Source organism: uncultured Methanobrevibacter sp., assembly GCF_902764455.1.
Lineage (GTDB): Archaea > Methanobacteriota > Methanobacteria > Methanobacteriales > Methanobacteriaceae > Methanocatella.
Genome location: NZ_CACWVY010000016.1, coordinates 1 through 24,910, shown reverse-complemented (window position 1 = coordinate 24,910; position 24,910 = coordinate 1). Strand labels below are relative to the sequence as shown.

Annotated in this window: 18 protein-coding genes; 6 read left to right on the top strand and 12 right to left on the bottom strand. The window is 25.6% G+C overall.

Going from position 1 to position 24,910, the window contains the following annotated elements; translation table 11 throughout:
* Window positions 1-4 precede the first annotated feature (4 nt).
* The 10 genes from QZU75_RS06485 to QZU75_RS06440 form a co-directional block, all read right to left on the bottom strand.
* Window positions 5-2,680 (bottom strand): CDP-glycerol glycerophosphotransferase family protein, encoded by a 2,676-nt coding sequence (locus QZU75_RS06485; protein WP_296882425.1) that lies wholly within the window; start codon window positions 2,678-2,680, stop codon window positions 5-7.
* Between the two features lie 58 nt (window positions 2,681-2,738).
* The gene (locus QZU75_RS06480; RefSeq protein ID WP_296882424.1) at window positions 2,739-3,812 is read right to left on the bottom strand and encodes an FkbM family methyltransferase; all 1,074 of its coding nucleotides are present in this window, start codon (window positions 3,810-3,812) and stop codon (window positions 2,739-2,741) included.
* A 12-nt stretch (window positions 3,813-3,824) separates the two neighbouring features.
* The gene (locus QZU75_RS06475) at window positions 3,825-7,484 is read right to left on the bottom strand and encodes a glycosyltransferase (RefSeq protein ID WP_296882423.1); all 3,660 of its coding nucleotides are present in this window, start codon (window positions 7,482-7,484) and stop codon (window positions 3,825-3,827) included.
* A 76-nt stretch (window positions 7,485-7,560) separates the two neighbouring features.
* Window positions 7,561-8,658, bottom strand: a complete 1,098-nt coding sequence (gene glf / locus QZU75_RS06470; protein WP_296882421.1) for a UDP-galactopyranose mutase — start codon at window positions 8,656-8,658, stop codon at window positions 7,561-7,563.
* A gap of 21 nt (window positions 8,659-8,679) precedes the next feature.
* Window positions 8,680-9,492 carry a DapH/DapD/GlmU-related protein gene (locus tag QZU75_RS06465; RefSeq protein ID WP_296882420.1) on the bottom strand — a complete coding sequence of 271 codons (813 nt, stop codon included), beginning with the start codon at window positions 9,490-9,492 and terminating at the stop codon, window positions 8,680-8,682.
* Window positions 9,493-9,501: 9 nt separating this feature from the next.
* A complete protein-coding gene (locus QZU75_RS06460; RefSeq protein WP_296882418.1) occupies window positions 9,502-10,113 on the bottom strand; it encodes a bifunctional 2-polyprenyl-6-hydroxyphenol methylase/3-demethylubiquinol 3-O-methyltransferase UbiG in 612 nt (203 codons plus the stop codon).
* Between the two features lie 332 nt (window positions 10,114-10,445).
* Window positions 10,446-11,861, bottom strand: a complete 1,416-nt coding sequence (locus QZU75_RS06455; RefSeq protein WP_296882417.1) for a glycosyltransferase — start codon at window positions 11,859-11,861, stop codon at window positions 10,446-10,448.
* Window positions 11,858-12,307 (bottom strand): hypothetical protein, encoded by a 450-nt coding sequence (locus QZU75_RS06450; protein ID WP_296882416.1) that lies wholly within the window; start codon window positions 12,305-12,307, stop codon window positions 11,858-11,860. The genes QZU75_RS06455 and QZU75_RS06450 overlap by 4 nt, the downstream gene beginning before the upstream one ends.
* Before the next feature lie 295 nt (window positions 12,308-12,602).
* Window positions 12,603-13,724 (bottom strand): hypothetical protein, encoded by a 1,122-nt coding sequence (locus tag QZU75_RS06445; RefSeq protein WP_296882415.1) that lies wholly within the window; start codon window positions 13,722-13,724, stop codon window positions 12,603-12,605.
* Complete coding sequence (locus QZU75_RS06440; protein ID WP_296882414.1) at window positions 13,725-14,723, bottom strand: hypothetical protein; 999 nt, start codon at window positions 14,721-14,723, stop codon at window positions 13,725-13,727.
* 264 nt (window positions 14,724-14,987) lie between these two features.
* Here QZU75_RS06440 and QZU75_RS06435 point away from each other — a divergent pair, with 264 nt between their 5' ends.
* The 6 genes from QZU75_RS06435 (at window position 14,988) to QZU75_RS06410 (ending at window position 23,370) form a co-directional block, all read left to right on the top strand.
* On the top strand, window positions 14,988-17,048 hold the full coding sequence (locus tag QZU75_RS06435; protein ID WP_296882413.1) for a glycosyltransferase: 2,061 nt from the start codon (window positions 14,988-14,990) through the stop codon (window positions 17,046-17,048).
* Between the two features lie 34 nt (window positions 17,049-17,082).
* The gene (locus tag QZU75_RS06430) at window positions 17,083-18,126 is read left to right on the top strand and encodes a glycosyltransferase (RefSeq protein ID WP_296882411.1); all 1,044 of its coding nucleotides are present in this window, start codon (window positions 17,083-17,085) and stop codon (window positions 18,124-18,126) included.
* Between the two features lie 47 nt (window positions 18,127-18,173).
* On the top strand, window positions 18,174-19,154 hold the full coding sequence (locus tag QZU75_RS06425) for a glycosyltransferase (protein WP_296882409.1): 981 nt from the start codon (window positions 18,174-18,176) through the stop codon (window positions 19,152-19,154).
* A 29-nt stretch (window positions 19,155-19,183) separates the two neighbouring features.
* The gene (locus tag QZU75_RS06420) at window positions 19,184-20,128 is read left to right on the top strand and encodes a glycosyltransferase family 2 protein (protein WP_296882407.1); all 945 of its coding nucleotides are present in this window, start codon (window positions 19,184-19,186) and stop codon (window positions 20,126-20,128) included.
* A gap of 141 nt (window positions 20,129-20,269) precedes the next feature.
* Window positions 20,270-22,414 carry a DUF6270 domain-containing protein gene (locus tag QZU75_RS06415; protein WP_296882405.1) on the top strand — a complete coding sequence of 715 codons (2,145 nt, stop codon included), beginning with the start codon at window positions 20,270-20,272 and terminating at the stop codon, window positions 22,412-22,414.
* Window positions 22,415-22,515: 101 nt separating this feature from the next.
* Entirely contained in the window at window positions 22,516-23,370 is an 855-nt protein-coding gene (locus tag QZU75_RS06410; RefSeq protein WP_296882404.1) for a hypothetical protein, read from the top strand.
* 120 nt (window positions 23,371-23,490) lie between these two features.
* Here the strand turns inward: QZU75_RS06410 and QZU75_RS06405 are convergent, their stop codons facing one another.
* Window positions 23,491-23,805, bottom strand: coding sequence for a hypothetical protein (locus QZU75_RS06405; RefSeq protein ID WP_296882402.1), 315 nt, complete (start codon window positions 23,803-23,805; stop codon window positions 23,491-23,493).
* A 608-nt stretch (window positions 23,806-24,413) separates the two neighbouring features.
* Entirely contained in the window at window positions 24,414-24,665 is a 252-nt protein-coding gene (locus QZU75_RS06400) for a hypothetical protein (RefSeq protein WP_296882401.1), read from the bottom strand.
* Window positions 24,666-24,910: the final 245 nt, after the last annotated feature.

Sequence of the window (24,910 nt, the reverse complement as noted above, 5' to 3'; positions counted from 1 at the left end):
AAAATCACCCTTTAATGTCTTCATAAACTCTCTTACAATTGTTTTTATCATGATATTTGAAAAAGTTATTTATTCTGTCTGTATATTTGCTTTTGTTTTTACAGTTGTCTTTTATATTCTCCTCGATTTTTCCTATTAAATCATCCAGTTCATATACTACATCTCCAAAACCCATTTCATCGATTTTGAAATAACCTATTTCATGTGGAATGTCGTCATTAGGTTGGTAATAAAGAATTGGTTTATCTAAATATGCAAAATCAAATGCTATGGATGAGTAATCTGTTATCATTAAATCACAGCTATTTAAGAGAGAATTATATGTTTCATCATCTGCAATTTCAATATGCTCTCCAAATTCAAAAAAGTCCAGATACTTTTCACCACTTTCAGTTATGACGTCATTTAAACGGGGATGTGGTTTGAAAATTAATTTATATCCGTATTTTTCAAATATGTTGTTCAGTTCCTGACTCTTAAATAAATTGTTTAAATCGTTATAATAATCTGAGCTTAAAAACATGTTTTTGTGATTTAAGCTATTTCCAATTAAATTAAATCTCCAAGTGGGGCATAATAGTATCCTCTTTGAAGAAGTGCTTTTCAAATTATCGAATCTTGGAAAACCTAATGTATGGTATATCTCATTTTCATATGCTAAAACATCAGTCAAGTACTCTTCTTCCAAATCAGACACGGTTAGGAAATATCTTATGTTTTTATCAAATTTAGTCAGCCATGGTGATAGATTATTTTGTGTCACTCCATGCTGCAGGAAAATTTTATCAAGAGTGCATAAACCGCAAATCATACGCCTTAAATCATGGCCGTATTGTTTTGAGAAATATGGATTGATTGTATCATCTTCGGGATGTGATGAAATCAGTTTATCTGCAAATAAATAATATAATTTATGTTTGAATGATCCGAAGTCCATAACTTTACCTTTCTTGGATAGTCTTTTGAAATCATCGCAATTTTTATCAACAACAAAATATTTCCTTATATTGTCATTTTGACTTAAAGCATAATCCCATAATGCCTCGGCGTTGTCCTGACCGCTGTCTTTTCTATCCACAAACAGGTATATTGGTTTGTTTTTAGTTCTAAATTTCATGATTGGATATATTAAATTATAAATTAATCTTAAATGGATGATGTGTTTGTATTCCGGTAATTTAAACTCATTAATCTTTTTAAGACAGTGATATTCATGTTTCAATCGGTTTTTCAAGGAATATTTCTTAATTTTAAATTGATTGTTGTTAAATAATAGGATATTTGAATCCACTACTGCATAATTGCTGAATTTGTATAAATCTCCCCAATTCTGGAATTCCATTTCCAATGTTATTGGGATAACATTGTCTTCACTGAAATTAGTGTTGTCTCCATCTTTATGGAAATTAATGCGAATATCTATGGTATTTTCCAGATTTCTATTGATAGGAATGTTTACATCAAAATTAAATGCATATTGCCATCTGCAGGATAAATATGTAATTCCATCTCTTGAAGGGTAATATTTTCTCTCAGCTATTGTATGAGTTACGCTACCATCGGAAAGCTTATTAATAGCTTCAATTGACAAATATTTATTGTCAATCAATCCCATGTATGACCCGACGATGTTTAATTTATCTCCGTTAATTTTAGCAATATCCAACCAAAGTTTGTGGTAATTGATTCTATCGATTTCCTTTTCTCCGGTCATTAGTGAAACTAAGCCGTCATGAATTTCAATATGTTTTTCACCATTTTTCAGATATAAAAAATATTTTTTAATATTTTCTTCAATGTATAACTTTTCAATGGTTTCTTTTGAAAGAAAACTGATTATTTTATGTAAATAATAATAAAATTCTTCCATTTCCTTTTTATCTTGTGAAAATGCTTCCGGTTGATTGAATAGCCAGTATAAATCATGAGCTATTGTAAATTCTAAAAATTTAGGAATTTCGCCATATTTGTCTAATGAATAATTAATTAATCTTAAAAAGTACTTTTTAAGCCGTGGGGTGAAAAATGTAATTTGGTCATGAGTCAAATCCAGTGTAGAAGTTTCATCGTTTCTTTTTCGGTAATAATAACATCCGTCTTTTACAACGCCCAAAGCTTTTTTCTCTAAAAGTATTTTATTGATTAAAATAGCGTCTTCGGATGGAAGCACATCAGTTGGAAAGCGAATATCTTTCAAAGCATCTCTTTTAAAAAATGCGCTGTTCGAATGATATTGTGGATTGTATGGTTCTTTGGTTAAGTCAAGTACTTTATTGTCATAAAACTTAAAGTTCAATTGATGATTCCAGTTGATTCTTCCAAAAAATTTAATTGGAACAGAAACAATGTCTGTTTCTTTGTCATGGTATATGAAAAATCGGTATACATTTTCAAATGTTTCTTCAGAAAAATAATCATCGCTGTCCATGAAATTAACATATCTTGCATTGACATATTCTAAACCGTTATTTCTGGCTGTTGCCTGCCCGCTGTTTTCCTGTGAGATTACAACAAAGTTATCTGGATATTTCTCTTTATATTCTTCACATATTCTTAAAGAATCATCAACGCTTCCGTCATCAACAAGAATCATTTGGATATTTTCTTCAAAATCCAAAGTTTGATTAATAACAGAATCGATTGCCTCTTCTAAAAAGTCTTCTGTATTATATATTGCCATCACAACAGCAAATTTAAAAACTTTATTTTTCCAATTTTCATTCATATTATCATTAAATCTAATTTTTAGGCCTACATTGTACAATTGTATCGACTACAAATGACCATGGTTGTTCTTTAACAATTTTAAAGTCATAATCTAAATTTAAATTCGCAATCCATGGAATTATATCGAAGAAATCTGAAATTTTATGATAGATACTTATTTCTAAGATAGGTTTTTGGGTTTTGAGAGTATTTACTGCACCTTCAAGTAAATCCATTTCCGCTCCTTCAATATCAACAGTAATCAAACCAACATTCAAACTATTCTCTTCAACAAATTTATCAACAGTTATTTCCTGAACTTTAATTTCGTTATCATAATTTCGGATATTCGGATCACTTGTAATTCCTTGAACATTAACGCCCGATAAAAACAGTGTTCTTTCTCCATTAATGTTTCCTAAGGATTTATTCACTGGAATAATGTTTTCAATGTTATTTGCAGATATATTTTTTTTAAGCAATTCAAATGATTCTTCGAATGGTTCAAATGCATAGACATTCTTATCTGTAATCTTTGATAATGGAAGTGAGGTATCTCCGGTAAATGCTCCTGCATCGATTATGTCTTTATTTTTGAGAAATTCTCTGTCCTGATTATTCAAATTCAAATTGATAAATGGGTGTAGATTGTAATCTCCTTCAAATTTATATCCTGCAATTTCACCGGGTTTTGAATTGTTAATTTTAAATTCAGTGAATTTTTTCTGATCCTTTTCTTCCTGTTCAAAATAAAGGGAATCCCAGCATATCATTGCTGAAGCCATTGCCCTTAAAAAATATAATTTAAAATCTTTTTTATTTTGATAACTCATGTGTTCAGTAGTTTTTTTAAGCTCATCTTCAAAATTGTCATCCAAATATTTTTCAATGTAAGACCAGTTGCAGAAACTTCCTGCATTACCGTAAATGTCGTAGTAATTCTCTTTTAGGCCTGATTTTTTAGCATTTCTCAAATCTGAAATTTCTTTTTTAAGTGATTCAATTTCCTTGCTTAATCTCTCATTTACATCATTCAATCTTTCAGTTTCTTCCTTGTAATAAGAATACGAATTACTGTTCGATAAAATTTTTTCTTTAAAACTCATAAAATACCCGGTTTAATATTCCATATTTAAAATGTAATCATAAATTCGCTTACAATTATTTTTGTCATTATATTTATAAAAAGTATCTACTCTATTTTTGTAGATCTCTTTCATTTCGCAATCATTTTCAATATATTCCTTGATTAATTGTATCAAGTTGTTTTCTTTTTCAATAACTTCTCCAAAACCCATGGTTTTGTATTTGAAATAACCCTCTTCAAAGTTGTAATCCTTCGCATATTGATAGTAAATTATTGGCTTTTTCATATAAGAAAAATCAAAAGCCACTGATGAGAAATCGGTAATTAACAAGTCAGAATTTCTAAACAGCTCCTGATATGTACTTGATTTATCAATTTCGACATAATCATTTGTGTCAAACAAATCAATAAATTCGTAAACTAATGGGTGTGGTTTGAATATAATTTTATAGTTGTGTTTTTTGCATATTCTAATTAATTCTTTGTTGTTTATTAACGAATTTATGTGTTTGAAGTATTTTGACTCTTTAATGTAATTCGGAGTCATATCATATAAATCGTCTCTCCATGATGGCATGATTATGATTTGTTTGGATATTTTGTCTTTTTTAGGAAGATTATCAAATCTGGCAAAACCTAATGTCTGGATTGTATTTTCATCATAATTATAACCAAAATCAAGAAAAGACTCCTTTTCAGCATCTGAAACTGTTGTAATCAGACTTACATTTTTATCATACTTATGAAGCCATGATGAAACATTGTCTTTAGTAACACCATGCTGTAAAAATATTTTATCCGAGTTAATTAATCCGGCATAAGAAGTTTCATTTTTATTGAAAAACGGGTTTAATATGTTTTCGTCAGGATGTGATGATATGATTTTTTCTGCAAACAGATATTTTATTCTTTGTTTAAATGAATAGAATGGAATGAGATTTTTTAATCCTTGCAATCTTTTAAAATCATTTGAATCTTCATTAACGGTGAAATATTTCTCGATATTGTCATTTTGAGCTATTGCATATTTGTATAAATGCTCGGCATTATCATCAGCATTTTCTCTTCTGTCCATAAACATCCAGATTTTTTTATTCTTATAAAATGGATATAATGCCAAATAGATTAATCTAAATCCTATAATTGATGTATAAAATGATTCTTTTCTTTTAAATATTCTAAGTAAAATTGGAATTTCAGATTTAATCATTTTCAGATAATTATATTTTAAGATATGGAATTTGTTATCTTTAAATTTGAGAAAGTGACTCTTATTTATGCTGTAATTGCTTAACTGTGATAATCTTGCATGATTTGAAAAATCGATTGGTAATTTTTCAGCGGTGAATTCTGATGAATTTTCCCCTGTAAATCGAGCATATATTTTAATAGTTGAATTTTCATTGTTTTCAAGAGGAATTTCAAAATCAAAATTATACTGTGATTCCAATGAACAGCCTAAAAAACATTTGGAAGTGTTTTTATAGTAGACTCTTTTAGCAACGAAAGTTTTTGTTTTTATTGTTTTTTTGTTGGTTTTAAGTATTTCAATTTCAATGTCTTTGTCTTCAAAAAAAGACATTAAAAATCCTGAAATAAACAATTTATCATGTTTTATTTCAACAATATCCAACCAAATTTTATGATTATTTAGTTTGTCTACAATTATATCTCCTGAGTATACTCCTGCAAATTCACCATTAAATTTTGAATGAATATTTTCGTAAGTTACAACTCCATTAATACCAACATTAACGACTGCATATTTTGTAGCTAACATGTGATGTTTAATGTTTAATTTGTCGTTTCTTAAAGATAAAATAATGTTGTCATCTAAATGGGACAAAACTTCTTGAATAGATATATAAACTTCTTCAATTTCATCATTTGTTAGGATTTCTGAAATATTTTCCACACTGAACATCCATTGTATATCATAAACAATGAGATATTGTATGAATTTGACAACTTTACCATATTTCTCAATTGATGCATCAATCAGCGCTTTAAAATAATTTTCTAAACGATTTATGTAAAATTCTTTTTTTGTTGAGGATGAGTCTATTGTTGATGACTCGTCACTTCTTCTTCGATACCAGTAGATTGCTTCTGTTACAACGCCATACTTTGGGTTTTCCAAAAGCATTTTATTAAGCATTAATGTATCTTCTGAATTAACTAAACTTTCCGGGAATCTGTAGTTGTCAAACAGTTCTCTTTTAAAAAATGCTGAAGATGCTGAAAGTTGCGGAAAGTCCCAATTTTCAGTTAAATCAATGATTTTTTCTTCTTCAAATTTATAATTTAGGGGGTGTTGGCCTTCGTATTTGTCAAAGAAAAACATTCTGGTTGAAACAAAATCTATTTCATTGTAATGTAGTTCAAAAAACTCATAAATCTTATAAAATGTGTTTCCACTGAATTTGTCATCGCTGTCAAGGAAATTGATGTATTTTCCATTCGCATGCTCTAAACCAAGGTTTCTTGCAGATCCTTGACCTTGATTTTCCTGATATAAATAAATAATATTGTCAGGATATAAATTTAGATATTTTTCACAGATTTCTCGGGTATTGTCTGTGCTGCCGTCATCCACTAAAATTAATTGAATATTGCTTCCGAATGAAAAACTCTGTCCAATTAATGAGTTTATGCATTCTTCTAAATATTTTCCAGTATTGTAACATGCAATAACGACTGAAAATAGTTTATTTTGGTCTAATTTTTTAAATTCTTCATAATTTTTGGATTTAATGATTTTTTCAACTCTGAATTTTACATCACTTTCCAGGTTATCTTCAATTTCTTTATCTTTTAAAACTTCAGTTAAATCCTCTTTCATTAATTTAAAGAATTTTTCTTTGTATTTTGGTGAAGTTTGGGTAAATCTTGCCAGTTGCAAGTGTATTAAACGATTATTCAGTAAGTGTTTGTAGTTTTCGTAATTGTTAGTTTGTTTGAATGTATCTCTGATTTGTTTAGATATTGGCAGGAGGTCTGTGTAGTCGTTTTCCTTTGCAATATCGACAGTAGATCCTTTTCTGTTAACTCTATAATAATATAAGAATTCATCAACTATTGAAACTCTCTTGGCTCTTAAGTAAACATCAAAAAAGAACTTTTCATCTTCAAAAATAAGTCCTTCCGGAAATAAAATGTTATTGTCCTTAATCCGTGATGTTTTATAAATCTTATTATAAGGAGTAACTGCAATATTGCAGGTAAACTCTTTGGTGTCTTCATGGTTGAATATATCTTTTTCAAAGTCTCTAAAAACGCCAAGCATATAATACCAGACATTATCTTTAATTTCGCCAGTCTGATTGTCATATGTAGCTATTTTACACATGGCAATATCTAAATTATTCTCTTTTGCTTTTGAGTATAGTTTTTCAAGCATATCTGGTTCAATAAAATCATCCGAATCAATAAAACTAATGTAGTCTCCTTGAGCTTCAAGGATTCCTAAATTACGTGCAGTTGCTTGGCCTCCATTTTCTTTTGTGATGATTTTAACTCTTGAATCATTTTGTGAGTATTCCTCAAGGATTTTTAAAGAATTGTCAGTGGATCCGTCATTAATACATAAAATTTCAATATCAGTTAATGTCTGATTACATATACTATCTAAACATTCTCTAAGATAATCTTCAACGTTATAAACAGGGATGATAACCGATATTTTATACATTTAAAAAACCTAAATTGATTTAAAACTATTATAAACTATAAAAAAAATAATATAAAAAATTATTGAAAAAAAAGAATTATTTTAAGGATTGCACTACTTTTAATGCCTCATCAATAACTTGCCACATATCAAAGTATCTGTACATTCCCAAACGTCCACCAAAGATGACTTTATCCTCTTTTTTGGAAAGTTCAACATATTTGTTGAATAATTCAGAGTTTTTATCATCATTCATAGGATAATATGCTTCCTCACCTTTTACCCAATTTTTAGGATATTCTCGTGTAATAATTGTTTTTGGAGATTCAGAATCTTCAAAATGTTTGTGCTCGATTATTCGGGTGTATGGAGTTTCAGCATCAGTATAGTTGATTACAGCATTTCCCTGATAGTTTTCTATGTCTAAAGTTTCAAATTCAAAGTTCAGTCCTCTGTATTCAAGTTCTCCATAGCAATAATCATAATACTCGTCAATCATACCTGTAAATATTACTTTGCCTGCAATGTCCAACCAGTGTTGTTTGTCATCAAAGAAATCTGTATTGAGTTTAACTTCAATACCTTCAAGCATCTTTTCAACAATTTTAGTGTATCCTCCGATAGGAATTCCCTGGTATAAATCATTGAAATAATTATTGTCATAAGTAAATCTTACTGGAAGTCTTTTAATAATAAATGCAGGTAGTTCCGAACATTTTCTACCCCATTGCTTTTCTGTATATCCTTTAACAAGCTTTTCATAGATGTCTTTACCAATCAATGAGATTGCCTGTTCTTCAAGGTTTTTTGGATTATCAACTTTTGCTTCAGCCTTTTGTTCTTCAATTTTTGCTTTTGCCTCAGCAGGAGTTTTAACGCCCCACATCTGATAAAAAGTGTTCATGTTGAATGGCAAATTGTACAGTTCTCCATTATAGTTAGCAACTGGAGAGTTTGTAAATCTGTTAAAGTCTGCAAACTGGTTTATATATTCCCAAACCTCTTTATTGTTTGTATGAAAGATATGGGCTCCATATTTGTGGACATTGATGTTTTCTGTTAATTCAGTATATGCATTTCCTGCAATGTGGTCTCTTTTTTCAATTACTAAACATTTTTTTCCTGATTTTGTCATTTCATGTGCAAAAACTGCACCGAAAAGACCTGCACCAACAATTAAATAATCATATTTCATTTAAAACACTCATTATTTTTTTTAGTTAATTGTGAATCTATTTTTACGTTTATTTCTGACAAATAATTTTTGGATAAATTCTAGTCTAGAATTAATATCCAATTCTTTTAAAATTTTATCAATCTGATTCATATTTAATGTTTCTTTATTAACAAATTCATATATGAAAACGTCACTTTTATACTCATGGGTATTTAGGGAATCTTCCGCTCGATGATATCCTAAAAATTCTTTTGTATAAAAAACATTTTGTTTTTCGATTTTAGCTGGATTTCCAACAACCAATGAATTTGAACGAATTTTTGCATTATGGGGAATAAATGAATTATTCTCTACAATTGCACCTGAACCTATTTTAACTCCTCTAGAAATGTAAGCTAAATGTCCAATCCAAACATGGTCTCCAATAAAAACACTTTGAGCAAAGTTAATTCTTTGTTTTGTTTGGTTGTCATAAATTGGATGGATGTCTGCAGTTCTGATATTTACTCCACTTGAAAGACTACAATCCGCACCAATAATTACATTTTGATTTTCTTGGATGTTAATATTGACTGGAGAAGACATATTTCCTTCTCTTCCAATGAAAAATGTAGAATCATTGTATATTACTAAAGTAAATGAATACTGTGAGTTCATTGATGATGAAAGATAAACAATTGAATTGCTTCCTTCAAATGCAAATTTTGCATTATTAAGTTTTACATTACCTTCACAGTATAATATGTTATTATTACCTTTAAATGTGATGGTGGAATTAGTAATTATAGGATTTCCTTCAATTCTATTTTTATCTAAATTTTCAATATCTTTTTGAGAGTTTACAGTTTCCATATAATCATCTTATTTATTAATGGCATCCAAAATAGTGTCTAATTTTTTTTCTAAATTGTTCATTCGATTTTCAAGTTCTTTAGTGTCATTATTCGCATAAGTCCCTGCTTTTTGTGCTACTAAACACGCATCATTCCAAGGTGCTGCTTCTTCCCTCTCATCTACAGATGCATGAAGAACATTCAAATCAACATATTTTGCAAGTGCTTTCATTCCGTCTTCATAGAAAAGGTAACAATTAGGTGTGTTTCCCCCATGTCTTGGACCTGCTGATGGTACAATAATACAAACATATCCTCCAGGTTTTAAAACTCTTTCAATTTGAGACATTGTAAGCCAGAAAAATTCTAGGTGTTCAAATAATTGTCCTGAAATGATTACATCATAACTGTTGTCTTCTATTTCAAACCAGTTATAAATATCAGTTACAACAATGTCTACATTGTTACCATCTTTAAAATCTAAACCGGTATATGTCCAATTTTCTTCATCAAAAATATCCGAATAATTGTAGTTTCCTTTACCATCTAATGACCCTACATCAAGGATGTCTAATTTATTTGTAATGTTTAAATAAGTATTTTTAAACCATTCCATTTTTGAATGTGAATTTTTATGCATAAATATTTCTCCAAATCCATTTAATAATAATTTTAATATTATATTATATTTTATATATTTTAAAAATATTTAAATCATTTTATTATATGGTTTGTTATAGTATTAATTTAATAATTTTACTTATTTTTTCTATATGGCAATAAAATTAGTATTTATTTTTATTTTGTTCTGGAAAAAATATTGAGAATTTTCTTTAATTAGGACTATTTTTTCCATTTAAAACTCTTTAAATTAAAAACAAGCCCATATATTTTAATTATTTTTATTTAATTTAATATATTAAGTTTAAATGATAGAAATAAATATAATTATCTAAGTTAAAATTCATTTGTTTAGGGGTTATTTTCTTTTATTACTGATATAATTTCAATAATTCTATTATCAAATGTATGATTCTCTAAAACTATTTTCTGACCTTTTTTAGCAATTTTAATTCTTTCATCTTCATGTTCTAGATAATAATTAATTTTATTATTTAAATCATTTACATTGTCATAAGTTACAATTCCTCCTTCAAATAAAGTCTTAGCGGATGGAATATTATCTGATATAACAAATGTTCCACATGATAATGCATCAAATAGTCTATTAGATGGGAAATCTTCATCACGCATATCGTCCCAATGGTCATTTAAAAGTATTTTGCAAGAAGAGTAATATTTATGCAATTCATCATTTGGAATAAAATAACCTTTAACATATTTTTCATCAATGAATTCTTCCCATCCCATTCCATAAATGGAAACATCATGTTTTGTTTTTAAGATATCTTTAACGATTTCTCTATAAACCCCTCTTGTAACTCCTACAAATAATATTTCATCTGAAAAATATTTATCTTTTTCAGGATAAAATACATCTGGATCAGTACATTGCAATAATGCATGCACATTAGTATTTACTTTATTTTTAAGTTTATCAACATATTTATTTGAAGAAATAAATACATAATCATATTTTTCATATTCTTCTTTTAAAATTGATTTGGGGTGGGAAATATTCCACATAATATTGAGATTAGAATAATCTGGTTCATATTCTAATTCGCCTCTTAAAACTAATGCAATATCAATATCTTTTTCATCATACCAATGTTCTCTTTCTTGGATGATAACATTAAATCCAAACTTTTCAAATGATTTTTTAATAGCATTTGAGAAAAATAATTCTCCCCAGTGGGTTGTTCCTTCGGGATGGGGGGATTTAATAGCAATTGTTAAATTAGTATAATCATTATTTTTAATTTTATTGAAAATTTCAGGTTTTGTGAATTTAGCTAATTTTTTTTGTATTTTTGTTTTGTCATCTTTTATTTTTTGAATATTTGTTTTGTAATGTTCTATTTCATTTTTATGTTTTAAGTTAGGGGTCTCTTTTCTAAAATTTGAAATTTTATTAGATGAATTTTTTTCTATAATGTGTTCGGATTCCTGTGAAAGTAAATCTAATGTATTAAAACTTAACCATTCATTAGCATTTAAAAAGATTACATTTTCTCCTTTTGAAGTTTCTAATCCTTTATTTTTACAATATTCTTCACCTTTTCTTGTTTTATTTTTATAAATTTTTATTCTTGAATCTTTTTTTGAGAAATACTCTAAAATTTTTACTGTATTGTCTGTGGATGCATCATCAATGCATATTACTTCAAAATTTTTATAGGATTGTTTTATTAAACTATTTAAACAAATATTAATGCAATTTTCTTGGTTAAACATTGGTATAATAATTGAAATCATAAAAATCATTTATCACAATTTAATAGATAGTCTAATAACTCTTTTTTAGAATTTCTATTGAAATATTTTTTATTAAATGTTCTATCTTCTTCAAACCCATTACAAATATAATGTAGTTCTGGTGAAAAGTATTTGCACCATTTACTATTGATTAAATCTTTATTATTATGTAAGTAAAATCCAACATCAAAACATTTACTATTTTTTAAAGTTTGATATAGGTTAATATTCAGTGAAATCTCTTTAGGTTTTGATTTAATAATTAAATATAAATATCCTATTGGACTTAAAATCTTTTTAGTAAGGCTATTGTTTTTAAGATATTCAATTTCTGTTTTATTATTGCTTATTTCTTCTTTTAAACAATTTATGCAGTATCTTTCATTATCTAATTTAGATAAATTTTTTCTATATGAACGTTTTAATGTGCTTAACTGCTTTTTTTCAGCATCCAATTCTTGTTGTTTAGCTTTTATTTGATCATTACTAATGTTTATTTGATTTGTAAGGTCATTATCTTTTTTTGTTAAATAATTTTTTAATTCATTAATTTCATTATCTTTAGTTTTAATCTGTTTATTTAATTCATTTTCAGTATTTTTAAAATCTATTTTATTTTGTTTAATTTCATTATTTAATGAGTTGATTTTATCATTATAATATGACTTTCTTTCTAAAAATTCATCTGCGGTTTCATTAATTTTTTGAGTTAAAAAATCAAAGTCGGAATTTGCTGTTTTTAGTTGATTTTCAAGTGTGTTGATTTTGTTGTGTGATTCTTGTTCTAGTGAGTCTAAGTTGGAATTTGCTGTTTTTTTTGTTGTGTGATTCTTGTTCTAGTGAGTCTAAGTTGGAATTTGCTGTTTTTAGTTGATTTTCAAGTGTGTTGATTTTGTTGTGTGATTCTTGTTCTATTGTGTTTAAGTCGGATTTTGTTGTTTTTAGTTGATTTTGTAAATCCTGAATTTTTTTATCTTTATTAACTAATTTTGATTCAATATTTTTTATTTGTGATTCTTTTAAACTTAAATTGCTTTCAAATCCACTAATTTTGGAATCATTTAAATTTATTTGATTAGTTTGATGTCTAATTTTTGTTTCATAATCTTTTATAATACTATCTTTTTTTGATATTTCAGAGTCCATATCAATTAAATTGTCATCAAATAGTTCATATTTGTTAATATATGAAATTAGTATTTCGTTTTCAATTAATTTATCGGAGATATTGATGTCATTATTTTTATAGGTTTGGATGTTTTTTTCAATAATTTTAATTCTTTTTTGATTAATTTGTGATTTAGGGTATAAAATACATATTTCTTTAATAAAATTAATTTTCATAGTTCCAATATGTGAATTTTCATCTAAAAAATCTTCTATTGCAGTTGATACTCCATTTTTAGATGTATTTTCATCACAGGCATGATAAAATCCGTCACTAATGGTAATTTTTTCATTATTAAAACTAATTGTTAACTTATTAGTATATTCCTGCCTAAAATTAGCAGGGATGTTATCTGGATTTAAATATGAATCTCGTCTCTTGTTGGGGAAGTTATTATTACAAATAAATACTAATGGAAATTCATGGTTTGTATTTTTAATGATTTTTAATTCGTTAATGAGAGTATACCAATTAGGATCATCATCAATAAATATTGCATCATAATTTTCAAATTTTTGAAGTGCATTGAGTGGGGTGTCAGAAATACAATTAGGATTTCTGGTGTTAATCTGTGTAAATGATGCATCATACTTAAGAATATTATTAATTAGATTTTCATCTTTTATTCCTGAAATAATTGCATTATCGACTTTAAATACTTTTAATATTTTAGAAATTGCATCGATATTATAAAAATTATTCATTTAATCACCAATTTTAAATGAGTCAATAGTTTTATCTTGCTCTTCAATAGTTGAATTTAAAATTTTAATTTCTTCTTTTAGAGATTTAATCTGTTTATTTTTTTCTTCAAGACTTAATTTAATTATATTTATTTCATTATTTAAATCTTTATTTTGACTTTCTTTTTGTTTTAATTTTGATTTTAAGTTATTCAAATCATTATTTATAGTTTTTATATGTGTTTCATGTTCTTCTACAATTTTGTTTATTTCTGTGTCTTTTGTTGTTGTGATGTTGGTTATTTGTTCGTTTTGTGTTTGGATTTGGTTTTTTTGTTCGTTTATGGTGTTTTTTAGGTTGTTTATTTCATTGTTTTTTTCTGTGGATATTTTGTTTATTTCTGTGTCTTTTGTTGTTGTGATGTTGGTTATTTGTTCGTTTTGTGTTTGGATTTGGTTTTTTTGTTTGTTTATGGTGTTTTTTAGGTTGTTTATTTCATTGTTTTTTTCTGCGGTTATTTTGTTTATTTCTGTGTCTTTTGTTGTTGTGATGTTGGTTATTTGTTCGGTTAGGGAATTGATTTGGTTTTCACGTTCAACTAAAATATTATTTAAATCATCATTTTTATTTTTCATATTTTTAATATATTCATTATTTTTACTTAATTCGTGTTTATATTTCCCTATGTCTTCACTTAATGATAAAATTTTATCAGTCTCGTCATTTTTTAGAAAAACAATTAAATCAGAATACTTTTGCTCATTTTCGATTTGGATTTGCTTATTTTTATCAGTACTAGTTTCAAGTTCTAATAATAAATATTCTTTATTTTTTTCAATAATGTCTTTAAGGTTATTTATTTCAATATTTGTGGAATTTATTTTATTTTCATAATCCTCTAATTTATCAAAAACTTCTGAATATTCATTTTTCGAATTCTCTTCAAATTTTTTCATTTGTTTAGTAATTTTTTCAATTTTTTCTAACAAAATATTAATGTTATTAGTTTCTGTAGACATGGGAAAACCTATACTTTTTAATTAATAATTATATTTATTTTAAAATATATAAAATTATTATTAAAATTGTGTGTTAATTAAGAATTTGCTTATTTTAGGAAATGTTTAAATTTCAAGTGATTATTAAATCCTATATAAATCATATTCGAATTTTATGTACAATTTATATTATATTAAATACATATAAATTTATAATAAAAAGGATAAACCTTAAAATTAATTATTAATTAGATATTTTATGTTTAAATATTTTCGGTGCTTTTCATGAAATATGGTGATTATGAGAAAGAAAAAAAGAAAACCTATGATAAAGTAACAATACATCAATTGATAAATTTTGAAGAGAATGTGGGCAATATAAAAATTTCTGTTGTAGTGCCTATTTTTAATGTTGAAGATTATATTGGAGCATGTTTAGATAGTATTCTTAATCAAACATTTAAAGAATTTGAAGTTATATGTGTGAATGATGGTTCTACGGATTCTTCATTAGATATACTAAAAGAATATGCAACTAAAGATAAGAGGATAAAAATTATCAATAAAGATAATGCAGGATATGGCCATACTATGAATTTGGGGATGGACATGGCATCAGGTGAATATTTTGCAATAGTTGAAAGTGATGATTTTATTTTACCAAAAATGTTTGAAACTTTATATGCAGTTGCTAAAAAAAATGATTTAGATTTTGTTAAAAGTGATTTTTATCAGTTTTATGGTGAAGATAATACTAATATACTTAAAGAGTATCAAAAAATAGATTGTAGTGGAGAATTTTATAATAAAATTTTTTCCACACGTGAAAATCATAAAATGTATACTCTTCTTATGAATACTTGGACTGGTTTATATAATATTGATTTCTTGAGAAAAAACAATATTCGCCATTCCGAAACACCCGGGGCATCTTATCAGGATAATGGTTTTTGGTTTAAAACATTTTTCCATGGGGAAAAGGTTATGTTTATACCAGAAGCTTTTTATATGTACAGACAAGACAACCCTAATTCTTCTATAAGTAATAAGACTAAAATTTATGCTATGGATGTTGAATATGATTTAATCAATAATTTTTTAGATGATGAAGGCATAAAAAAAGATTTTTTAGATGCATTTGTTTATGCTAAATATCACAATTTTCATTTCACAATGGATAGAATTGGTTTGGAATTTAAAAAAGAGTTTTTGTTAAGCACGTCTGAACAGTTTAATTTAATGAAAAACAATAATGAGTTAGATACTTCTTTACTTAATGAATATGATTTGAATATATTAAATTGGATTATTGAAAGGCCTAATGAATATTATGACTTCAAATATAATATTGATTCTAAACATTATGAATTTTTAAAGAAATATTTGCAATGTCGCATAGATATTAAAAATTTAGGTTCGAATGACAATGATATTATTTTAATAGAGACTACTGACCCTTTACAGAATTTTTATGCTCCTGATTGGTTTAACAATGATATTGGAGTAGGTCATGTGCTGGAAAGTAATACTGGTAGTTTGGAATTATCTTTCAAATGTGTAAATGATGGAACAATAAACTTTGATTTTAGAGGAATAGATTATGCAGATCGGAAGGGTTATAGAATTCCAATTTATATTGATTATACAGAAATAATTATTGATGATGAAATTTTAGTTTCTGGAAGTAGAGTATCTTGGCACGACAATCCATTTAATTTCCAAAAAAAGGTTCTAAATGGACAAATTATTAATGTTCAAGTCAAATGGAAACCACTCAATGTTAATAGCATGTTTAAATTCATTACAGATTATGAAAGGCTTTTAAACATATTGACAAATTGCCGCATAGATATTAAAAATGAAGGAGAATCTAATAATGATATAAGGTTCCTTAAATCTAGTGGTTTATATGATGTTTCTAAACCAGAATGGTTTAATGATAATTTGGGAGTAGGTTCAATTTTAACAAGTAACAAGGGGATTTTAGATTTATCATTTGAATGCATAAACGATGGACATTTAAAACTTAATTTTAGATCAACCGATTTAAGGAATAAAACTTGTGATAGAATTCCTATTTTTATTGAGTATCAAGATATAAAAATTGATGGTGAATCTATTATTGATGATAATGTTGTTGTATGGCATGATAGGCCATTATTTTATGATAAAATGGTAAAAAATGGGCAAATTATTAATATTAAATTAAAATGGGCGCATTTAAGTAACACTCTTGAGTTTAAAGACATTGAAGTAAAAAAATTAAAAAAAGAAATTGAAGATTTGACTATTAAAAATAATGAACTAAAAGAATTTAATGATAAATTATTAAAGAATATTTCTTAACATGTTCTAAAAATTGTTTAATAAAGGTGATTTGATGGTTGAAATATCTATATTATTATATGTTCATAATTGTGAAAATTTTCTAAAAGAATCATTACATAGTCTCATTAATCAAACTTTTTCTGATTTTGAAATATTTTGTATTGATGATGAATCTGATGATGATTCTTTGGAAATATTAGATTCATATTCGAAAAAAGATGCACGTATTAGATTCGTATCTATTAAATATATGGGATTTTCTAAAGCAATGAATAAAGCAATGAGTTTTGTTGATGGAAAATATATTTATATCATGAAACCTTCAACCTTTTTAAAATTTAATGCCCTGGATATTCTTTATAATCACGCTGAAAAAACTGAATCAGATATTATTTTTACAGATGTAAATTATCAATATGAAAATATGTATTATAATAAATCAGATTCAATATATCAAATTCAACAAAATATCAGTAATCAAGTTTTTAATTATAAAGAGTTAAATAATTTAATATTCTCAATTGATCCCTCTTTAGAAAATAAATTTTACAGATTAAAGTTTATAAAAAATGGGGAATTAAAGTTTTCTGAAGATTTAAAATACCCGGAATATTTGTTTTTTTATAACTCATTATTGTCTGCTGATAAAATTTCATATGTGCAAGAATTTTTATTTGATTATAAAAAACCATTTGAATTTTTAAAAAGAGATGAAATCAAAATTGGAAATATTTTTAAAGAATATGACTTAATATTAAAAAAGTTTAGTGAAATTAATGAATTTGCTGTTTATAAACATTATTTTTTAGAATTGAAACTTAGTTTTTTTATGAGGGAATACAGTAGAATTAAAGAAGATTATAAAGAAAATTTCTTTAATATTTTTAGAAATGATTTAATAGATACATTTTTAAGTGGGGAATTTGAAGATGAATCAATTGAATTTTTGTCAGATTTTAATAGAAAAATTTTTGAACAAATATTGATTAGTGAAAATATTTATGAATTTTATTTACTTAGGAAAAATTTATTTATTACAACTGAATTTAATAATATTATTAATCGAAAAGCTTTTTTAAAATCAGTACATAATTAATAAATATTGGTTAAATTTATAGAAATTTTAATTACAAAGTGATATAAATGGAAAAACCTAAAATTTCAGTCATAATGCCTTCTTTAAATGTTGGAGACTATATGGAACAATGTCTTTCTAGTGTTTTGAACCAATCATTAAAAGAAATTGAAGTAATTTGTGTGGATGCCGGATCTACTGACCAAACTTTAGATATAATTAAAAAACATCAAGAAAGTGATAAACGGATTAAAATTATAACTTCTGATAAAAAAAGTTATGGGCATCAGGTTAATTTGGGATTAAAAGAAGCTAAAGGAATTTACATTAGTATTGTTGAAACTGATGATTATATTGATGAAAATATGTTAAATGATTTATATGAGTTTTCACAAAATAATACAGTTGATATTATTAAAGCTAATTTTTATTATTTAAATGATTATGGTGATGAAGTAGAACTAGTGAAAGATACTGCTAAAAATTTTTTAATTCCAAATGAAGTATTTATATTAAAAGAACAACCTTTATTCATTGAAGGCCATCCTTCTATTTGGGCGGGAATTTATTTAAGAGAATTTTTAGAAAAAAATAATATCACTTTTTTAGAAGTACCTAAAGGAGGATGGGTTGATAATCCTTTCTTTTATGAAACTGCTTTAAAAGCTCAAAAGATAATTTATTTAGATAAACAGGTTTATTATTATAGGATAACAAATCCTAATTCCTCCACAAATGATTTTAATGATAATACTTTACCCATGAAAAGAATTTTAGATATATATGATGTTTTAGAAGAAAATAAAGTTAAGGATGAGAATATTATTTTGTTTTTTTATAAAAGATTATTCAGATATATTGAAATAATTCTTGAAAGTAATGATAATGATTTATATTCATTAGATTATGAAACTTGTTGTTATATTCAAAAGGTATTAAAAAAAGTTGATAGTAATTTGGTTAGATGTGAATTAATAAGTAATTTTAAAGTTTTATATTATAAATTCATGTCTCCATTATTGCTCCAACATTTTGAGGAGAATAAGTAAAGTAATAAAGTACTTTGTAAACTTTATCAATGTTTAAGAAATTAAAAGTAGGTTTAGGGATTTCAATGGTTGCTGTATCAATAATAATGCCAGTTTATAATAGTTCTAATTTTTTAAATAAATCTATTGAGAGTATTCAAAAACAAACATTAAAAGACATTGAAATTATTTGTGTCGATGATGGATCAACTGATGATTCAATAGATGTTTTAAATGATTTAAATAAGAAATATGGAAATATTAAGATTATCTGTCAAGAAAATTCGGGTCCTGGAATGGCTAGAAATATGGGAATAAAAAATGCTCAAGGGGAATATATTGCATTTTTAGATAGTGATGATATTTTTTTGGATGCTGATGCATTAGAAACAATGTATAATTTAGGTAAAGTAAAAGATTTTAATCTAGTTTGTGCTAATCTAAAATGGATTAACCAAGATTATACAATTGATACTCATTATGATTTTCTTAATTCAAGATTTAAATATTTTTATAAAAAAGAAATTTTTAAATCTGAAGAATATGGTATTCCTTTTGCATTTTATAGAAATTTATTTAAAAGAAGTTTTCTTGAAGAAAATAACATTATTTTTCCGGATTTACGATTTGGTGAAGATCCGGTTTTTATGGTTAATGTTTTAGTAAATCTTAATGAATTCTTTGCTACATCTCTTGATTTATATGGGTATAATCATTCCATGGGAGGGGGTGTTAATGAAAAAATCAATAATTATGAAAAAAAATTTGCTTACCTAAAACATTTTAAAGATATTTTTGATATTTTAAAAATGCATAATTTTAATTCAATTTTTTCTATCTATAAAATAGAATTCATAGATTATTTAGTTTATTCAAATAATATTCACGATAAAGAAATTAAGAAAATTATAAAAAATTTATTTGAAAATTATAAAGATTATTTCGATGAAGAAGAATATGGTTTCTTTATAATGGATTATCTGATTAAATATTAATGAATGTTTATAAATTATAATTGTGATAAATATATATGTATTATGTAAATTAATTTTTTTAATAATATCATGGATTGAAAAATTTTTTCATGTTTAATAGATTATATTATGGTACAAAATACAGTAATTGTGAGGAATCAAATGAAGATTAAAATAGGAATATTGGGTTCTTGTGTTACAAGGGATATTTTTCGTTCAGTGTTTAATAATTATGATGAATATTTTGAAATTATTTCCTCATTAGAAAGGGTTTCATTAATAAGTTTAATGGATATTGACCATTCTATAGAATTTAATGAGAAAGATATTCAAATTTATCCTTTAAATGATAATAATAAATTTAGATCTGAGAGATTGAGGCATGATTTATCTAAAGATTTTATTAGGAGTATCGGTGAAAATATTGATTATTTAATTATTGATGAATTTTTTGAAGCTTACTTTGGTGTAATAAAAATAAATGACACTTATATCACTAACAATTTTTGGGATTATCCTGATACTGCATTTTATGAAACAATTGATGAAAAAAATAAATTAACTTTATACCATAATTTCTTAGAGTATTATATTTTATGGAGAAATAGTTGTGATGTTTTTTTTGATTATTTTCATGAAAATTTTCCAAATGTTAAAATTATTCTAAATAAAGTTAAGTTATCTTCTAAAGTATTAAAAGACGATGGTTCTTATTATATCGATGAAATTTTTCAAAGAGAATTAGAAAACTATAATCCTTTAATAAGGGTACTGGAAAATTATTTAGAAAAAAATCATGATGTGCTTGTTGTTGATTGTACAAAAGATGTTAGGGTAAATGAAAATCATATATGGGGCAAAGGTTTTGTCAATTATTGTGATGAATTTTATATTAATGCTTTTGAAAAAATATTGGAGATAATTAATGAAAATCAATTAAACAATAAAATGTTGAATGATGACTCTAATTCTGAATTGAATCAGGAAGATTATAGTTATATTAACGTAGCACAGGACTCTAAACTAAATGAATATTTAGAAATAAAAAAATACCTTTTTGAAGAATCATCTGTGGATAGTAATTTTGTAGATATTAATCGATTAAGAGATTATCTCAAGTATCTTTCTAAAAACAATTTTATGAATCTAAGTACTGACCTTCAAGAGTCATCATTCAACGAATTAATAAAAATTAATAGATTCATAGTTGATAATAAAGTATCTTTCGATGAAGAAACTAAAAATATTGAGAATGAAATAAATTCACAATATTTCAATGAAAATGCTGAATTTTTAATTAAATATCTAGAATCAAGAATCGATATTAAAAATTATGGCAATGAAACAAATGATATTGTTCTGTTAAAATCCAATGATTCTAGTTTGAAATTCACACAACCCTCTTGGTTTAAGAATGAAAATGGTATTGGGGCTGTGATTAGTAGTGTCAAAGGTGATTTAAATTTATCTTTCAAATGTGTGAATGATGGCAGGTTAGTTATTGGATTCAAATCTATAGATTATAAAGATAAAACTGGAAACAGAATACCAATTTATATTGATTATAATGAAATATTGGTAAATAATAATGTTATTGTTGGGGAAAGCCAAGTGTCTTGGCATGATTCTCCTTTCATTTTCGAAAAAGATGTTAAAGATGGGGAAATAATAAATATTAAAGTTAGATGGGGTCCAATTAACTATAAGAGTAATCTTTTTTTAGAAACGGATTATGAAAAATTAATAAATAATTTTTATGAAGCCCGCATTGATGTTAAAAATGTTGGAAAGGAAAATAATGATTTAATTTTAGTTGATTGTGATGATTCTTTAAGCCATATTTATAAACCTATTTGGTTTAAAGATGAATTTGGTGTTGGGACTGTCGTTAATAGTAGTTCTGGAAATATTAATATTTCTTTTAAATGTATAAATGATGGTAATTTAAATATTGATTTTAGAGCTATAGATTTTAAGGATAGGAATAATAAAAGAATCCCAATTTTCATTGATTATACTAAAATACGAGTTAATGATGTTGATATCATTGAAGATAATATCAGTGTTTGGCATGATGCTCCTTTTGTTTATAATATGGAAGTTGAAAATAATCAAATTATCAACATTCAAGCAGAATGGAAACCATTAAGTGAAAATAGTAATTTACCGTTAATTCAGGAGGATAACATGAGGATTAATTCAAAGGATGGTGAAATAAATAAATTAAAAAATGAACTCGACAAGTTAAATAGTGAAAATAAAGAATTGAACAATCTTAAAGTTAAACTCTTAAGTTCCATAGGTTAAAGTTGATTTTTCACGCAATATTAAACATCAAATAAAAAAATAATAACTTTAATATAGATAAAAAGTTATATATTTAAAGATATGGATTAATGGGTGATTATTTGAATGATAATATGATTATGTTAAGTGAATTTGAAAGACAAATTGATGAATTATTGTTGCTTTCTTCTAAGGGATATGATTTTAATGAAATCGTTAACTTAATTAATTATCAAAAGGATTGTTGGCAATTATGCAGATTTGATTTAAAAAACAGAGGAAACACTTTTAATAGAGTTAACATATTCGAAAATCCCAATAATTTGCATATTCGTTTTCCATCATGGTTTAAAGATGATTATGGTCAAGGTTGTCATATTGAGGGTTCTGATAAAAAATTGAATTTAAAAGTTCAATGTGTAAATAAGGGTACATTAAAAATCTATTTGAGGGGGGTAGATTATAGGGATGTAGACAATATCAGATATCCTGTTTATGTAAATTTCACTACTTTTAAAATTAATGATAACTTAATTTTTCAGGAAAATAAATTAATTTATCATGACCAACCTTATGAATTTGAAATTGTATCTGATGACAAAGACATGTTTGAGATATATTTGGAATTTAAAACCATTTTTGATTATTATCCATTTTTTTTAAATTATTTTAATAATGTAAAAGATATGGATGAATTAAATGAAGAATATGTTTTATTTAAAAAACAGGTAAAATTCATCCGATTTTTAGAGCATTTTGATGAGATTAATGAGTCTTCATTGGAAATGTATGATTTTATGAATAAATCAAATGAAGTAAGTTTATGCGAGAATGAAGAAAATTTATTATCTTATGATTCTTTTTTAAATCATTATGCCATTCATTTATACTATTTTGAATTAAAAAATCACATCGATCAATTAAATGAAAGAATAGAATTTTTGGAAAATAAATTGAACGACTATGAAACTAACTAATTTATTATAAGATTACTTGATTTGATTTATTATACTATCTTTTGGATTAAATTTCAATAGGGTGCTATTGGGTTCTTTCAAAAACTTGTGTGATTTTTTTTCTTTTTCATTATTTATGTTTCAATGATTTAATTTTAGCATAAATCTGCTTGAAAGTCCTTGTTCTATTTTCATTGTTCTTTTTATATGTTCTGGAAATACTTTTTGAAAGATATTTTCAATTTTATTGTTTGTGGATGAAATATTTTTATTTTTCAACTGTGTCGTTAATTTTTTAAAGTAAGGAATGGTGAATTTCCACACGATTTTGTGTGTAAACTTATTTTTTGGATAATTTTTATCAATAAGTTTATCACGTAATTTTTTTGCTTCATCAAAGTTATTTGCATTCAATATTTTAAAAATGTGTTGTTTTAAATCAATTAATTTTTCCATTTCTTCTTCATTTATTTGGTTTTTGTCAAAATAATCTTTAAATCTTTTGTTTATTGCTTGTTTTACGTGAAATTTACAGAAATGATGTTTTACTTTTAATTTGTCTATTGCTTATCGATATTCCTGTTTTAAATCCGTTCCAATTGATATTTTCTTCTGATTACGTAGTGATTCGTTTAAAAAAGTATAAATGATCTTGGAATCCTCTGATTTGACCAATTTGGTCGAAACGAAAGTATTTAATTTAACATCGAATAATTCCAAAATATGTTGCCATACTTCATTAATTCTAGCCCGAAGGCTGTAAAATAAGTAATATCCAGAATAGTACCAATTATCATAGTCAAATTCATATTTGGAGTTCAAAATGATATTTTCTATGCTTTGATGTGAGATTTCAACGTTATGTTGTTGTTTTAAGTCAAAACGTATTTTATGAAGTCCGGCACCATAGATTTGATATAAATTTTCAATACAATCAATAACTGGCAAGGTAATGTTAGAATTATGGTAAACAAGTAAAGATAAATCAGAATAAAAGACTTTGCCACATTTCTTACCTTTATACTTTTGAATAGTGCAAATTTGCTCCCCTATTCTTAAGAAAATTAATTTTCTTTCATAAGTTCCATTTTTAACGGTGTGATGCGATTTACATGATGGGCAGGCCGCAATTCTATTTTCAAAATGAATTTACCTCTTTTTTCCAATCTGATAAGATTATCCTCAATATTTTCACAACCAAATCGAGAAAGATCATCAAATTGACGGAATTCAGAAAACTCAGGTACAAAATCGGAAAGTTTATATTCTTTTAACTCCATACATTCATATGGAGCTTTAATATTTTTACTAGACATATTAATATTTAAGTTCCACATTATATATTAATTTCACTGCTTTTAAATTAAAAATAAAGAAAAATTAGAACGAAAAAATTTCGTGACTCAAAAACTAGTGAAAATTCAAATCACGCAAGTTTTTGAAAGTGACTGCTATTGGTTAGTCAATGCCGTCAATTTAAGAATTTCATAATTTTTTTATCTTTTTGATTTTTTATATATCTCTTTTTTCATGTTAATCTGTAGTTCATATTGAATTTTCT

What these genes read in the sequence shown, in the direction of transcription:
- QZU75_RS06485 (WP_296882425.1), bottom strand. Translation starts at nt 2,680, where the DNA reads ATGGCAATATATAATACAGAAGACTTTTTAGAAGAGGCAATCGATTCT.
- QZU75_RS06480 (WP_296882424.1), bottom strand. Translation starts at nt 3,812, where the DNA reads ATGAGTTTTAAAGAAAAAATTTTATCGAACAGTAATTCGTATTCTTAT.
- QZU75_RS06475 (WP_296882423.1), bottom strand. Translation starts at nt 7,484, where the DNA reads ATGTATAAAATATCGGTTATCATCCCTGTTTATAACGTTGAAGATTAT.
- glf (WP_296882421.1), bottom strand. Translation starts at nt 8,658, where the DNA reads ATGAAATATGATTATTTAATTGTTGGTGCAGGTCTTTTCGGTGCAGTT.
- QZU75_RS06465 (WP_296882420.1), bottom strand. Translation starts at nt 9,492, where the DNA reads ATGGAAACTGTAAACTCTCAAAAAGATATTGAAAATTTAGATAAAAAT.
- QZU75_RS06460 (WP_296882418.1), bottom strand. Translation starts at nt 10,113, where the DNA reads ATGCATAAAAATTCACATTCAAAAATGGAATGGTTTAAAAATACTTAT.
- QZU75_RS06455 (WP_296882417.1), bottom strand. Translation starts at nt 11,861, where the DNA reads ATGATTTTTATGATTTCAATTATTATACCAATGTTTAACCAAGAAAAT.
- QZU75_RS06445 (WP_296882415.1), bottom strand. Translation starts at nt 13,724, where the DNA reads ATGAATAATTTTTATAATATCGATGCAATTTCTAAAATATTAAAAGTA.
- QZU75_RS06440 (WP_296882414.1), bottom strand. Translation starts at nt 14,723, where the DNA reads ATGTCTACAGAAACTAATAACATTAATATTTTGTTAGAAAAAATTGAA.
- QZU75_RS06435 (WP_296882413.1), top strand. Translation starts at nt 14,988, where the DNA reads ATGAAATATGGTGATTATGAGAAAGAAAAAAAGAAAACCTATGATAAA.
- QZU75_RS06430 (WP_296882411.1), top strand. Translation starts at nt 17,083, where the DNA reads ATGGTTGAAATATCTATATTATTATATGTTCATAATTGTGAAAATTTT.
- QZU75_RS06425 (WP_296882409.1), top strand. Translation starts at nt 18,174, where the DNA reads ATGGAAAAACCTAAAATTTCAGTCATAATGCCTTCTTTAAATGTTGGA.
- QZU75_RS06420 (WP_296882407.1), top strand. Translation starts at nt 19,184, where the DNA reads ATGTTTAAGAAATTAAAAGTAGGTTTAGGGATTTCAATGGTTGCTGTA.
- QZU75_RS06415 (WP_296882405.1), top strand. Translation starts at nt 20,270, where the DNA reads ATGAAGATTAAAATAGGAATATTGGGTTCTTGTGTTACAAGGGATATT.
- QZU75_RS06405 (WP_296882402.1), bottom strand. Translation starts at nt 23,805, where the DNA reads ATGGAAAAATTAATTGATTTAAAACAACACATTTTTAAAATATTGAAT.
- QZU75_RS06400 (WP_296882401.1), bottom strand. Translation starts at nt 24,665, where the DNA reads ATGTCTAGTAAAAATATTAAAGCTCCATATGAATGTATGGAGTTAAAA.